The 13,334-nt window shown below is 54.6% G+C and carries 13 protein-coding genes and 1 pseudogene; 10 read left to right on the plus strand and 4 right to left on the minus strand.

Annotation, left to right across the window (positions count from 1 at the left end; genetic code table 11):
- Positions 1–155: 155 nt before the first annotated feature.
- Positions 156–1,361, plus strand: a complete 1,206-nt coding sequence (locus HRR99_RS22990; RefSeq protein ID WP_233125034.1) for a GGDEF domain-containing protein — start codon at positions 156–158, stop codon at positions 1,359–1,361.
- A gap of 183 nt (positions 1,362–1,544) precedes the next feature.
- Here HRR99_RS22990 and HRR99_RS22995 read toward each other — a convergent pair whose 3' ends face one another.
- Positions 1,545–1,871: an ArsR/SmtB family transcription factor gene (locus HRR99_RS22995; RefSeq protein ID WP_233125035.1), complete on the minus strand. Its 327-nt coding sequence runs from the start codon at positions 1,869–1,871 to the stop codon at positions 1,545–1,547.
- A gap of 529 nt (positions 1,872–2,400) precedes the next feature.
- Between HRR99_RS22995 and HRR99_RS23000 the strand changes: the two genes are divergently transcribed.
- Complete coding sequence (locus HRR99_RS23000; protein ID WP_233125036.1) at positions 2,401–2,811, plus strand: hypothetical protein; 411 nt, start codon at positions 2,401–2,403, stop codon at positions 2,809–2,811.
- 255 nt (positions 2,812–3,066) lie between these two features.
- On the opposite strand, the gene HRR99_RS23005 is transcribed toward HRR99_RS23000, so the two are convergent.
- On the minus strand, positions 3,067–4,068 hold the full coding sequence (locus tag HRR99_RS23005) for a sensor histidine kinase (protein ID WP_233125037.1): 1,002 nt from the start codon (positions 4,066–4,068) through the stop codon (positions 3,067–3,069).
- 380 nt (positions 4,069–4,448) lie between these two features.
- On the opposite strand from HRR99_RS23005, the gene HRR99_RS23010 reads away from it, so the two are divergent.
- From HRR99_RS23010 to arsH, 7 genes and pseudogenes are all read left to right on the plus strand, one after another.
- Positions 4,449–5,624, plus strand: a complete 1,176-nt coding sequence (locus tag HRR99_RS23010) for a zinc-dependent alcohol dehydrogenase (protein WP_233125038.1) — start codon at positions 4,449–4,451, stop codon at positions 5,622–5,624.
- Positions 5,625–5,932: 308 nt separating this feature from the next.
- A pseudogene (locus HRR99_RS23015) lies at positions 5,933–6,176 on the plus strand (hypothetical protein).
- Between the two features lie 246 nt (positions 6,177–6,422).
- Positions 6,423–6,782, plus strand: coding sequence for an ArsR/SmtB family transcription factor (locus tag HRR99_RS23020; protein WP_233125039.1), 360 nt, complete (start codon positions 6,423–6,425; stop codon positions 6,780–6,782).
- On the plus strand, positions 6,779–7,309 hold the full coding sequence (locus HRR99_RS23025) for an arsenate reductase ArsC (protein WP_233125040.1): 531 nt from the start codon (positions 6,779–6,781) through the stop codon (positions 7,307–7,309). The genes HRR99_RS23020 and HRR99_RS23025 overlap by 4 nt, the downstream gene beginning before the upstream one ends.
- A complete protein-coding gene (arsB, locus tag HRR99_RS23030) occupies positions 7,309–8,349 on the plus strand; it encodes an ACR3 family arsenite efflux transporter (RefSeq protein ID WP_233125041.1) in 1,041 nt (346 codons plus the stop codon). Before HRR99_RS23025 ends, arsB begins: the two co-directional genes overlap by 1 nt.
- A gap of 4 nt (positions 8,350–8,353) precedes the next feature.
- The gene (gene arsC / locus HRR99_RS23035; RefSeq protein WP_233125042.1) at positions 8,354–8,776 is read left to right on the plus strand and encodes an arsenate reductase (glutaredoxin); all 423 of its coding nucleotides are present in this window, start codon (positions 8,354–8,356) and stop codon (positions 8,774–8,776) included.
- The gene (arsH, locus tag HRR99_RS23040) at positions 8,751–9,476 is read left to right on the plus strand and encodes an arsenical resistance protein ArsH (RefSeq protein ID WP_233125043.1); all 726 of its coding nucleotides are present in this window, start codon (positions 8,751–8,753) and stop codon (positions 9,474–9,476) included. Before arsC ends, arsH begins: the two co-directional genes overlap by 26 nt.
- A 138-nt stretch (positions 9,477–9,614) precedes the next feature.
- Here the strand turns inward: arsH and HRR99_RS23045 are convergent, their stop codons facing one another.
- Complete coding sequence (locus HRR99_RS23045) at positions 9,615–10,574, minus strand: bile acid:sodium symporter family protein (RefSeq protein WP_233125044.1); 960 nt, start codon at positions 10,572–10,574, stop codon at positions 9,615–9,617.
- A gap of 285 nt (positions 10,575–10,859) precedes the next feature.
- Here HRR99_RS23045 and nhaA point away from each other — a divergent pair, with 285 nt between their 5' ends.
- Positions 10,860–12,065: a Na+/H+ antiporter NhaA gene (gene nhaA / locus HRR99_RS23050; protein ID WP_233125045.1), complete on the plus strand. Its 1,206-nt coding sequence runs from the start codon at positions 10,860–10,862 to the stop codon at positions 12,063–12,065.
- Positions 12,066–12,273: 208 nt separating this feature from the next.
- On the opposite strand, the gene HRR99_RS23055 is transcribed toward nhaA, so the two are convergent.
- Positions 12,274–13,206 carry an HNH endonuclease gene (locus HRR99_RS23055; protein WP_233125046.1) on the minus strand — a complete coding sequence of 311 codons (933 nt, stop codon included), beginning with the start codon at positions 13,204–13,206 and terminating at the stop codon, positions 12,274–12,276.
- Positions 13,207–13,334 lie beyond the last annotated feature (128 nt).

A 13,334-nucleotide genomic window follows, 5' to 3' on the forward strand; every position in this document is an offset into this window, starting at 1 on the left:
GATCTTGCTTCCACGGTTGATCCGTCTGCGCGCTAAGATAGAAAAAGACAGTTGTTAGTTCCGAGGGATTGTGTTTCGATCAAATCCTCTGAAATATCTTCATGCAGTCTTCAGTCTCTCCTTGTAGCCATCTGGCTTTCACAGACAGGTTGCCAATGCCAGATTTCTTCACTCTGTTTGTCGTCGTCCTGCTTCTCAATCTGTCACACTGCGTCCTTTGGAGCATGATCGCTTATCGCTATACCGACCTCCTTGCTGCCAGATATTGGCTTTTCGGCAGTGCAGCAGGCGCGGTTGGCGGCATCATTCTCTCCTCGCAAGGAGATAGTGGTTTGATCATTCAAACCGTTGCGGGAAACAGTTTCATAATCGTCGGGTTTTACCTGAACTGGTGTGGTTTACGCCAGTTCCACGGAGACGCCGTCGGATGGAAAACGATTGCGCTGCTACTGAGTGGGAGTGTCATGCTTATGCTGTTAACATTCGAAGTGTGGCATGGGCGGAATCCAATCTACACTCTGACGCAAGCTGTGCCGCTCGTGCTGATGGCGGTCTACTTGTTGCGGTTTGTCCGTCAAGATCTCGGTGCGGCCGTCTCATGCATGGCGATGACAATGGGGGCGATATCCCATTTTGTTGTCGCGGCTGGAAATATTCTTATCGTCACAGGAATGGAGCCTGAGCTTGATCTTTATCAGGTGGCATCGGTCGACCTACTGGTCTTTCTATTCGTGTCGGTCATCTGGAATTTCGGGCTCCTTGTATCGGCAGTCGAGCGCGAACGTGTAGAGTTGGATCGCCTTGCAAATGAAGACGAACTGACAGGCATAGCCAACCGCAGACAATTCGTAAAACACCTTCAGAAGGCTTGTGATGGAGCTTCTGGCGGGGAGCGCTTTAGCGTGCTTCTGTTTGATTTAGATAGGTTTAAGCATATCAACGACAAATATGGTCATGCAGCAGGCGACGCGGCGTTGAAGCACGTGGCAGGCGTGATAACAAAACAGCTGCGACGGGGTGACGTAATTGCGCGCATTGGAGGTGATGAATTTGGGCTGGTTCTGATAGGTGCGTCTGCGGCCTCGGCAGCGACTATTGCCAGTCAGATCATCAATGCGATCAGAGCAAAACCCCTTTATTGGCAAGCTCTGCAACTTCCTTTAACCGTTAGTATAGGGATTGTTTCGCCCTATGGACCTGGCATCGATCCTGAAGTGCTGCTGGATAATGCAGACCGGGCGCTCTACGAAACAAAAAGGCGGGGCCGGAACGGGTATAGCATTTTTGAAACCGATCCAGTCCGCGTCTCAAATGTTATTCGACTTACCGACTTTCCATCTTCCGGATCGCCAAGGCCGTAAAAGAACTGCACTCTCAGCGATTAGGGTAGCACCCCTCGTCGCAGCTGACTTCAGCTTGTAGGGTATCCTGCGTTTTTACAAGACAGCGTGGGTGGGGGCCCAACGGTTGCGCCCTGATAGGCTTTGGATGAATCAGGGAACCTTCCAATTTTTCCCGAGACAAGGCCCAATTGGCGGGTTTTGTCAGCTTGCTTTATCGGCACTTTTAAACACGTATGTATTTTCAGCGGAAAATTCTGGACTGAAAATTTCGTCGAGCAAATTCAGGACACGTTGCACACCAGGGTTGGCGCAACTGTAGTAAATGGTTTGCGCGTCCCGACGTGTGTTTACCAAGCCATCAGACCGAAGTTTCGCCAGATGCTGGGACACAGCCGACTGGCTCATCTGCATCTTTGAGCAAAGTTCGCCGACGGACATTTCTCTTTTTAAAATGGCAGAAAGCAGTTCAATTCGTACGGCGTTCGAAAGGTTAGACAGCAATCGTGCTTTTGAAGAATTTGAATACATTTACCGGCTCCTCAGCGAAGCATTCTGTGGACAGAGCGACAAACGAGACCCAGACAAGCGCAACTTTCCGTTCAGATCGGCTTTGTTGAGCACTATCGGCTAAAGACAACTTTAGATATATTTGTGAATTCGTCAACCATGCGATGAACACATAAGCCGAAGACTATTCGTTGCGCACGGATAATTGTATTTTCTCTGGTGACCATCGACGGGTGCTTAACCTGAAGCCTGCGCGCTAGAGGAGGCATGATTCCAGCCGCCGTTGACTCGGAGTGGACTCGAAAAGGGACAGTCCCTGCAACGGCCGATGTTGCTACCTGGCGTAAAGACATCTCGGCACTGCTGATTCTACGCAGAGCGCGCCGTTGTTTGCCGTTGACCGAAGCATACTGATGCTGATGTGACAGCAGATGTCCCTAAGAATTGAACGGCAAATTTTGGCGTGCAAAAATCGCCGCATGTCGTCTTAAGGGGTTTATCTGTAGCACGAATCGTCCAGTCTCATCCCGAGGGAAAACGGGGTCTTTACATGGGAATATTATCGACCAAACAGAAGCTCCATCCGGTAATGGAAGGAGGCTTTTACACTTGGGACATTGTAGAAAACAGGTTTTGGGCCGATCGGCGCTACGCAGAGATTATGGGCGTTGACTATTCCAACGTCGATCGAGGTCTTCCTGCAGAGAGCTTTCTCGAAACCGTCCATCAAGATGATCGCGCTGGTGTCATCGAACGCCTCAAAATGACAGTAATAGACAGGCATCCGTTCGAGTCTGCCTATCGCGTTAAGCGAGAAGACGCGTTTATTCTCGTTAAAGATTATGGCCAGTGCATGAGATCGGTTGATGGTTACGCCACTCTTTTTACAGGGATAGTCTTTGAAATATTAGAGGCAATATCAAACACGTCGGCCAGCAACTCGAACCGCCTAGATCTCTAGCACTGCCGCCCGGAAGCACGTGGAAGTGCCAACAGCTTGACGGAGACCGAACCGTCGAGCCCGAAAATAGGGCGATTCCAATTTTTGATCAGTGAGGTGCAACAGCTGGTATCTATTAGACGCCGAGGAAACGGGCGACGCACGCGAAGCAATTTTGGCCGCCGTCACCTCCGTTTATCGATCTTCTCGCACTTACATGTAGACGTGAAATATGTTCACTCTCGTCATCAGCAACCAGATGCAAACTCGCTCAGCTTATTTGGCGAGCTTTTCGCCACTCAGTTTTAGAACGATAACAACCCCTTTTTCAGACCAATCGTATTCGATCGTCCCACCGAGTTGACCGGATACAATACGGTTGAGGAGTTTACTTCCGTACCCCCCTTCGCTTATCGGCGCATCCACCGCCGGTCCGCCTCGCTCTGTCCACGTCAATGTCACTTCGCCATCCTCTGTAGCACCCGACAGGTCCAAAATGCCAGTATCCTTGGACAAAGCACCATACTTCATCGAATTTGTCGCCAGTTCATGAAACACAAGTGACAAGGCTGTCGCTGCTGCTTCGTCAACTCCCATGCGCGGTACGGCAACCCGTATGCGCCCTTTGAATGCTCCCATATCCTCGTACGGCGCAAGAAGCACCGACAGGAGATCTCCCAACAGCGCGGCGTGCCCTTGCGCGCCCGGAAGTGGCCGCACTAGGTCATGTGCCCTGCCAAGAGCTGCCAGCCGCGCAGTCAACTCTTTTGCCATTTCTTTGACGGTGTTGGACGACAGTGACGTGATGTTGGTGAGGCCCATAGCGATCGCCAGAAGGTTTTTCACTCGGTGGCTCATTTCCCCGGCGAGCAATTCATTGCCCTCCTCGGCCTGTTTCCGACCAGTCACGTCGAGGAATACGCCAAACATCTGTCCATTGTGTAGAGCGGCATCATCACCCAATCCGCGCGCCGATATCCAGCGTATTTCATTGCCGACCATGATTCTGAAGTCAATCTCATAGGGTCCGACAATTCCCCTCGTAGCCGTGAACGCGGCGCGCACACGGTCGCGATCGGCTGGATGAACATGGGCAGACAAGTCTTCGAATTTCACTTCGCCGTTTTTCACCAGACCCCAGAGCTTGAATGCCTGCTCGTCCATGGCGAAACGATCGTTCGTAACGTTCCACGACCACAGTGCCACGCCCGCAGCATGAATGGCGCGACGGAGGTTTTCAGGTTTCCACAATGGATGAAGAGGGTCGCTAAACGGCATCGAGAGATCTCCGTGCGTAAAGGGCCTGCGTAATACGAGAAGCCTCAAAAAGCTATTACTTAAATTCTGTTCACACGTCGATAAGCACACTCGCCGGGAACTTCTGCTTCAACTTCAAGTTCGCCATCTGAAGATCGTGCGGTTTACACCTGTGCCTCCGCCCGGCTTGGTTACTCAATAAGCTGGCTTCCTGCTCACCTTCAGGTGAGGTTCAATGTCGCAGTAGGAGCTTCTTGAGCGCTTGTCGTCAACGGATCTTGCCGTCGTTATCGACGCCAAGGGTCGGATTTATGCCCTTAGCATATTTCGCTGGCGATCTTTTTTATAACGGAAATCCGTGCCCTCGGCACGGCAAACTGATCTGACAAAAGGAAAGATAGATGAAAGCTCTGTGCTGGCACGGCAAAGGCGATATTCGCTGCGACAACGTCCCTGAACCACAGATAGAGGACGGTCGAGACGTTGTAATCAAGATGACGGCCTGCGCAATCTGCGGCTCGGACCTTCACCTGATGGACGTATACATTCCCTTTATGAAAAAGGGTGACATTCTCGGCCACGAATTCATGGGGGAGGTTGTCGATGTCGGGCGCGACAATAAAAAGCTGAAAGTTGGCGACCGGGTCGTCGTGCCATTCACGATCAGCTGTGGCGAATGCAATCAGTGCCTTAAGGGCAACTGGTCGGTTTGCGAACGGACAAACAGAACGGCCGATAACGCAACCAAGGCTTTCGGTTACCCCACTGCTGGTCTTTTTGGTTACTCGCATCTGACCGGTGCCTATGCCGGCGGTCAGGCCGAGTTCGTCAGAGTCCCATATGCCGACGTGTCGCCTATCATCATTCCCAACGGCATGTCTGATGAGCAGGCCTTGTTCTTGGGAGACATCTTCCCCACGGGTTGGATGGCGGCCGCAAATTGTGAGATCGAGCCAACCGATGTCGTTGCTGTCTGGGGGTGTGGTCCTGTCGGGCAGTTCTGCATCAAGAGCGCGTTCATGCAAGGCGCGGCTAGGGTCATTGCAATTGACAACGTTCCAGAACGCCTTGCTCTCGCGCAGTCGCTGGGTGCCGAGATCATCAACTTCGATGAGATCGATGAGACGATCCTTGAGCATATCAAGGACATGACCGATGGTTACGGCGCGGATAAATGCATCGATGCCGTTGGTTCTGAATCCCATGCAACCGCGTCGTTCGATGCGATCGTCGACAAGGTAAAGGCAGCCACACTTTTGGGCACAGATCGCCCGCATGCGCTGCGGTCCGCCATCATGGCCTGCAGACCCGGCGGTATCGTTTCAGTCCCAGGCGTCTATGGTGGGTTCTGGGATAAAATTCCCTTTGGCGCCGCTATGAACAAGGGGCTAACGATCCGCACAGGTCAGACCCATGTCAACAGATACTCGCGCGACTTGCTGCGCCGTATTGAAGAGGGTGAGATCGATCCGTCGTTCCTCATCACGCACAGAGCGAAACTGGAAGACGGACCGGGCCTCTACGAGACGTTTCGCGACAAAAAGGATAATTGCATCAAGGTCGTACTGACGGTCTGAAAGGTTTGGCGTCTACCTTGGCCAGGTCGCATCGTAGCGGCGCGGTCTCCGATGCTCTCCATCCAACCAAACTCTAATTTTGGTGGCTGTCATATACGAGATTTTCTGATGCGGACGCTTGAAATCGACGACCTCATGCGGGGGATGAACAGACCTGAATGATATCTGCTTTTCGCCTGCAATAGACTGTATTATTCGCCACCTTTATCCTTTCCGGGGGAAATAACGCGCAAATTCTGAGATGACGGGGAACTACGCACTGTCCATTTTGTTTGCAAAAATAGAAACCGCCGACAAGAAAGATTCAAATGTCTGGACCGAAAGACGATGAACCATCCCTGAATAAGATTCACAAGGATGCGGAAGGACAATACGCACAAGGCTTGAAGCACAGTGATAATAACGGCGTTGCCAGCGCAAAGCCGACGGTCATTACTGGTTCTGAGGACGCGACTGTAAATAAGAATCCGCCCGGTTCAAAGTCCCTGGAAAAAAAATTGGGATTTGAATTATGACGTGCGGGAAACAAACGAAGGCGACTTTCGCGGCTGATAGCAATTTCGCGCATGATCGACATCCCGTATAAGATCGGTTAGTTGCACCTTTCAACCATTAACTCGGTGTGGCTTCAATCCTTTCGGCATTTGGTCTTCGCAGGTCGGCGAGTTCGGCAGCAATGCGCCTACAGCGCTCATGTCACGCTGGATTTTATGCTGAAAGTACAAGTTCACCAATATGAGGTGGCGCCAAAGAGCTCGAGATGCTTGACAATAGTCATATATCCAATAATCTGGATACATGGAATCAAATAATGCTATTGCGGCGTTTGCCGCCCTTGCCCAATCCACCCGTCTGGACACCTTCCGACTGCTGGTCCGTCACGAACCGGAGGGCGTGCCCGCCGGTGAACTCGCCCGCCTGCTCGAGGTGCCACAGAACACCATGTCAGCCCACCTTGCGATCCTGTCGCGCGCCGGTCTGATTAGAGGCGAGCGCCACAGCCGCTCGATCATCTACCGCGCCGAGATCGATGCGTTGCGCGACCTGACCCTGTACCTTGTCAAGGACTGCTGCGGCGGCAGCGCCGAACTCTGTGTGCCCCTGATCACCGCTCTCACCCCCTGCTGCGACCCGTCCACTTCGGAGAACCTGCGATGATCAGCGACCGCGTCTTTAGTGTCCTGTTCCTATGCACCGGCAATTCCGCCCGCTCGATCCTTGCCGAGTCCATCCTCAACGGCGAAGGAAAGGGGCGCTTCAAGGCCTATTCGGCAGGTCGCCGACCCAAGGGGCAAGTGCACCCGCTGGCCCTCGATACGCTGCGCGCCCTCGGTTACGAGTCCACCGGCTTTCGCTCAAAGACCTGGGATGAGTTCGCCGAACCCGGTGCCCCGCAAATGGATTTCATTTTCACGGTCTGCGACAACGCCGCTGGCGAAGCCTGCCCTGTGTGGCTTGGCCACCCGATGACCGCTCACTGGGGTGTCGAGGACCCGGCCGCCGTTGAAGGCACAGAGATCGAGAAGGACCGAGCATTCTCCAAGGCCGCGCGCTTCCTCGAAAACCGGATCTCCGCGTTTCTCAGTCTGCCACTGACGTCGATCGACAAGCTGGCGCTGGAAACCCGCCTTCGCGAGATAGGCGCGCTTGAAGGCGGCACCCGCCCGCAGGGGCAGGTCGCCTGATGTCCACGTTCGAGCGTTACCTAACCGTCTGGGTCGCCCTGTGCATCGTTGTCGGAATTGGGCTCGGGCACCTGATGCCGGACGTGTTCCAAGCCATCGGTGCGGTGGAAGTCGCCAAGGTCAACCTGCCGGTCGCCGTGCTGATCTGGCTGATGATCACCCCCATGCTGCTGAAGATCGATTTTACTTCTCTTGCCCAGGTTGGTCGTCACTGGCGTGGTATCGGCGTTACCCTGTTCATCAACTGGGCGGTCAAGCCATTCTCGATGGCGCTGCTTGGCTGGCTGTTCATCGGCTGGCTGTTCCGACCGTATCTGCCGGAAACCCAGATCGACAGCTATATCGCAGGCCTGATCATTCTTGCGGCGGCACCCTGCACGGCCATGGTGTTCGTCTGGTCCAACCTGACCAAGGGCGAACCGCACTTCACGCTGAGCCAGGTGGCGCTCAACGACGCGATCATGGTGGTGGCGTTTGCGCCAATCGTAGCCCTCCTGTTGGGACTTTCCGCCATCACCGTGCCGTGGGATACGCTCATTCTTTCGGTCGTGCTCTATATCTTCCTGCCCGTGATCGTGGCGCAGGTTTTGCGCGGGAGCACGGATGTCGACCGCATGGCCGGTCGCCTGCAGCCGGTCTCGCTGGTGGCGCTGCTCACCACCCTCGTGCTGCTGTTCGGCTTCCAGGGTGAGCAGATCATTGCGCAACCGATGGTCATCGCGCTCCTTGCCGTGCCGATCCTCATCCAGGTCTATTTCAACTCAGGCCTCGCCTATGTGCTGAACCGCGTCAGCGGCGAGGAGCATTGCGTGGCCGGTCCCTCCGCCCTGATTGGTGCCTCGAACTTCTTCGAGCTGGCTGTGGCCGCCGCCATCAGCCTGTTCGGGTTCACCTCCGGTGCAGCGCTCGCCACTGTCGTCGGCGTCCTCGTCGAGGTGCCGGTGATGCTGTCCGTGGTCTGGATCGTCAACCGCAGCAAGAACTGGTACGAGCGCGGCGCTGCCGTCCGGACCAATGCCGCCACCATCAAAAAGGCCTGAGATCATGGACGTCACCATCTATCACAACCCCGCTTGCGGCACGTCGCGCAACACCTTGGAGCTGATCCGTAATGCCGGCATCGAGCCAACCGTTGTCGAGTACCTGACCTCCCCGCCGAGCCGTAATCAGCTTCAAACGATGATTTCCGGCGCAGGCCTCGCGTTGCGGGAAGCCATCCGCGAGAAAGGCACGCCCTATGCCGAACTTGGTCTCGACAACCCGGACCTCTCCGACGATCAGTTGCTCGAAGCCATGCTGAAAGACCCCATCCTGATCAACCGCCCGTTCGTGGTGACACCACTTGGAACGCGGCTGTCACGCCCGTCCGAAGTCGTACTCGACATCCTGCCGGAGACGCACAAGGGTGCGTTTACCAAGGAAGACGGCGAGCAGGTTCTCGATGGGGAGGGCAAGCGCATTGGCTGATCTGTCTGCTCTCGACTGCGACCACCTGCGCCAGCCGGACCTCGACGCGCTGCGGCCGGCATTTTCGACCCACAAGCCGCGCATCCTGATCCTTTACGGCTCGCTGCGCACGGTATCGTACAGTCGCTTGCTCGCGTTCGAGACGGGCAGGTTGCTGGAAGAACTTGGCTGCGAGGTGCGGATCTTCGATCCCACAGATCTGCCGCTGCCCGATGCCGCACCGGTCACCCATCCCAAAGTCCAAGAACTGCGCGACCTCACCCAGTGGTCGGAAGGCCATGTCTGGATATCGCCGGAGCGTCACGGCGCGATGACCGGAATCATGAAGGCGCAGATCGATTGGATTCCACTGGCGGTCGGCTCGATCCGCCCAACGCAGGGCAAGACCCTCGCGGTGATGCAGGTGTCCGGCGGCTCCCAGTCATTCAACACGGTGAACCACCTGCGCGTACTTGGCCGCTGGATGCGAATGATCACCATCCCCAACCAGTCCTCGGTTGCCAAGGCCTTTCAGGAGTTTGACGCGGACGGCCGAATGAAGCCGTCATCCTATTACGACCGGGTCGTCGACGTTTGCGAGGAGCTGGTAAAGTTCACGCTGCTGACGCGGGACGCATCTAGCTACCTGACCGATCGCTACAGCGAGCGGAAGGAAGACGCTGAGAAGCTGGAGCAGCGCGTGAGCCTCAAGTCCATATGATCGCAAGACTTCCAATCGCGGCCATCCTGGCACTCGGTGTCACCCAGATCATCTGGTTACGCACCCTCTAAGAAGCGCCTCTAATGTGGTATCACTGAGAGCAATCTGGTGCCCCCAGATGTTTATAGATAACATGGGTTAGGCTCGATTGATTGAGTCAGCGCCAGTGTTCTGATCGCTTCGTCTCGAAAACCAGTTTGCCAGGAGCGCGCCAGAAATGTTGTGCCACACGCTGAATATGGCGCTTGGAACCGCCGCAAGGGGCGAGAAATATGCAGTTGCGAGCGCCGCACCCAGACCGGAATTCTGCATTCCAACTTCGATGGCAATTGCCTTGCGCTTTGCAAGCGAAAGGCCCGTCGCCTTTGCCGCGAAATAGCCGAGCAGGTAGCCCAGACCATTGTGGAGGACGACAACAGCAAAGATCATCAGGCCGGACTGGGCGATGGCGCCTTTTGATGCACCAACGACTGCCGAAACGATGAGCACAATGCCGACGACGCTGACCAGCGGCAGCGCGGGAACCGCGGCCTTGACGACGCCAGGGAGCAGCTTCTGCAACGCAGCACCCAGAGCCAGCGGCACGAGTACGACCTTGACGATGCTGAGGAACATTGCCCAGCCATCGACCGGCAGAAATTGGCTGGCAAACATCCACACCAGGAACGGCGTTACCAGCGGTGCTGCAAGTGTCGTCACCGAGGTGCAGGCCACCGAAAGTGCAACATCGCCCTTCGACAGATACGTCATGACATTGGAAGAGGTGCCGCCCGGGCAGCAACCGACCAGAATGACGCCAGCCGCGACCTCTGGAGGCATTGGAATAATCCGTGTCAGCAACACGGCCAGTAACGGCATGATGAGGAACTGACCAAGCACGCCGATGGTGACATCGAACGGACGCTTCACAACTTTGCGGAAATCATCCACGGACAGGGTGAGACCCATTCCGAACATGATGATCGACAGGAGCGTTACGATCCACGGTGCGATCTGCTTGAAGGTGTCAGGGAAAAAGAAACCGAGGACCGCAAAGAGAATGACCCAGGCGGCAAATGTCTTGCCGACAAACGTAGAGATGGTTCCTAGTGTTTTCATATCCTCACTCCCTAATTCCAGAATTGTCGCGAGGTCTAAATGGCAGGGTCGAGGTGTCAAGGTCATGCACAGCCTTCTAAGGTCTTACGGTAAGTCAGCAGTGCCTAAAACACAGAAATTTGCGCACTCCTCGGCAAATTTCATGATCGCGGAACACCGATTTTTATAGAAAAGACAGACCGCCTCCCCTAAGTTGAAGGTCTTGGCGCGTGCTGCGTGCGCCACGGGTTCCTTCCCGAAATTGACGGAGACTTCGATCAACCTCTCACAAGGGAGCGAGAACCCATGTCTTCAGAACAAAGACCCGGTCGCATCCAATCCACTCTTCGCCATTTCCTCGACAACGAGGCATCCGGTGGTATCGTCCTGATGGTCGTCGCAGTTTTGGCGATCATCACCGCCAACTCACCGCTGGCGAAAACCTACTTTGATCTCCTCCATGTCTATATCGGGCCACTCAGCCTGCAACACTGGATCAACGACGCGCTGATGGCCGTCTTCTTCCTGCTCGTCGGGCTGGAGATCAAACGAGAAATGCTGGACGGCCAGCTTTCGACCTGGAGCCGACGAATTCTTCCGGGTGCAGCCGCCGCGGGCGGCATGCTGTTCCCAGCGCTGTTCTATGTCTATTTCAATTGGAATGATCCGGTAGCGTTACGCGGATGGGCCATTCCTACGGCAACCGATATCGCTTTTGCACTCGGTGTGCTTTCTCTGCTCGGAAGCCGGGTCCCTGCCTCGCTCAAGATATTTCTGGCGGCCCTTGCGATCATCGATGATCTTGGCGCTGTCATCGTCATCGCGATCTTCTACACAGCCGACCTTAATCTCTTGGCCCTTGCGGGCGCAGGCATCGTGGTCGGCAATCTGATCATCTTCAACCGGATGGGCGTCAAAGCGCTCTGGCCTTACCTTGTGTTAGGAGCGGTGCTCTGGGTGCTCGTGTTTGCTTCGGGCGTTCACGCGACATTGGCTGGTGTTATTCTGGCCCTGACAATCCCACTGAAGTTGACACCCGGCATACCGGAGGCAGCCCATCACGAATCTCCTCTGCACAGGCTCGAGCACCTGCTTCACAAGCCCGTTGCATTCGTGATCGTACCAATATTCGGTTTTGCCAATGCCGGCGTATCGTTTGCCGGCATTTCCATGTCGGTCTTTTCAGAACACCTGACGATGGGTATCTCCGCCGGTCTGTTGCTTGGCAAACTGGTCGGCGTCCTCGGCACGGTGGCTCTTCTGGTGAAGCTTGGTGTTGCAGATCTTCCCGCTCAGGCAAGCTGGGGACAAGTGGCGGGCACGGCGCTGCTGTGCGGTATCGGCTTTACGATGAGCCTTTTTATAGGCCTTCTGGCATTTGACGATCCCGGCGTTCAGGATCGTGTGAAGATCGGCATTCTCGCGGGTTCGGTTCTGTCGGGTGCGGTAGGTGCCGTCTTGTTGTCCGTGGCTGGTCGGCGGCGTACTGCGATAGTCTCCGAGCAGCGCTGATCGCTCTCAACAATTCCGGCGAGGTAAGTCAGATTGACTCGCCGGAAACAGTCTGAGCAGCTGCTCTTACGCGTTGCTTGTCGCTTTTCAGGCTCAAGGCGAACTCAGCCCGAGATAGCGCCTCCGTCGAATGCCGGGCGCATTGAACCGCGCCAAAATACCAAAAGCCTTCTGGAGACGAAGACCGACTTCGACAATGGCTGCGCAGTCACGGGGCAGTACAAAGATTTCCGAAGCCTATAGGCATTTTTAAAATAGGAACGAGAAAATGTTTTTTTGCACCCCTCTCAACCTCCGAATGGACATAACTACCCTTCTTTTCCACAAGGGCACTGACGTAGTTGTTTTCGGCGAGCCATTTCTCGTAGCCTTTGATGGAGGGGCCGCCAAGATTGATCGCGAACTCGTGGCCGTGATATGAAAATATGAAAAATGTCTCCGGGTGATCCGTAAGAAGCAGATCATAAGCGAACCCAAACTGAACCCACTTGCCTGTCTCCGGATGTTCCATCAACGTGTCTTCCGGGAAGTATGCCCGGTAATGGTAAGGCCAATCGTCGAAATTACTGCCGTACCTAGCCCACTTCCGAATGTTGTCGTAATGATCCGTTGAGATCATTTCTAAAGCAAATTCAGTTCCGGAAACTGTATCAAACCTCGCGAAAATCGCCTCAAGGGCCATTTTCGCCAAGAACCGAGACATCTCCTTTTCCGGTGGTCTCACATCCATCGGAAAGACATAAACATTTTTCCGAATGAAGAGAGCGTCAAGTCGCTTCAGACGCTCAAATTCCGACTTCTGACTTTCTTTAGTGGAAAAGACTTCCAGCCTTCCCGTTTTCTTTTCCAAGCGCATGCCTACTTCGATGTCGGTTCCATGTGCATATCCTTTCACGAAAGGTATTTTTCGACGTTTGGTAGGTATTTGAAACTTACCGCGAATGTTTTGAAACGACGTATGGCTCAAGATCGGAGCCTCCACGCTGTGGGAAAAGTAATTATTACATCGATCGCAAACAATACCCTTAGGCAGGGCATGTCTGTCGGATAAATTACCTAAAGACTCTGGAATTATGTGCTCAATACTACTGAAAGCCACCTCCGACTTCCCGCAAAAAATACAGATATCTCCCTTGGTCAAATCCGTCCCCCAAACTGATCGCCCCTCAAGGCGTCGTATAATCCTGGAATCGCCGATTCCTGTCCGCTTCACTGCACCCACTGGGTTTCCGTCACCTCATAGTTCCATTCGATACTTGAAGCAGTCGA

The sequence above is a fragment of the Agrobacterium vaccinii genome (assembly GCF_021310995.1).
GTDB lineage: Bacteria > Pseudomonadota > Alphaproteobacteria > Rhizobiales > Rhizobiaceae > Agrobacterium > Agrobacterium vaccinii.

Bases quoted from the DNA above. Each gene is read 5' to 3' on its own strand.
- HRR99_RS22990 (WP_233125034.1), top strand. From the start codon at position 156: ATGCCAGATTTCTTCACTCTGTTTGTCGTCGTCCTGCTTCTCAATCTG.
- HRR99_RS22995 (WP_233125035.1), bottom strand. From the start codon at position 1,871: ATGTATTCAAATTCTTCAAAAGCACGATTGCTGTCTAACCTTTCGAAC.
- HRR99_RS23000 (WP_233125036.1), top strand. From the start codon at position 2,401: ATGGGAATATTATCGACCAAACAGAAGCTCCATCCGGTAATGGAAGGA.
- HRR99_RS23005 (WP_233125037.1), bottom strand. From the start codon at position 4,068: ATGCCGTTTAGCGACCCTCTTCATCCATTGTGGAAACCTGAAAACCTC.
- HRR99_RS23010 (WP_233125038.1), top strand. From the start codon at position 4,449: ATGAAAGCTCTGTGCTGGCACGGCAAAGGCGATATTCGCTGCGACAAC.
- HRR99_RS23020 (WP_233125039.1), top strand. From the start codon at position 6,423: ATGGAATCAAATAATGCTATTGCGGCGTTTGCCGCCCTTGCCCAATCC.
- HRR99_RS23025 (WP_233125040.1), top strand. From the start codon at position 6,779: ATGATCAGCGACCGCGTCTTTAGTGTCCTGTTCCTATGCACCGGCAAT.
- arsB (WP_233125041.1), top strand. From the start codon at position 7,309: ATGTCCACGTTCGAGCGTTACCTAACCGTCTGGGTCGCCCTGTGCATC.
- arsC (WP_233125042.1), top strand. From the start codon at position 8,354: ATGGACGTCACCATCTATCACAACCCCGCTTGCGGCACGTCGCGCAAC.
- arsH (WP_233125043.1), top strand. From the start codon at position 8,751: ATGGGGAGGGCAAGCGCATTGGCTGATCTGTCTGCTCTCGACTGCGAC.
- HRR99_RS23045 (WP_233125044.1), bottom strand. From the start codon at position 10,574: ATGAAAACACTAGGAACCATCTCTACGTTTGTCGGCAAGACATTTGCC.
- nhaA (WP_233125045.1), top strand. From the start codon at position 10,860: ATGTCTTCAGAACAAAGACCCGGTCGCATCCAATCCACTCTTCGCCAT.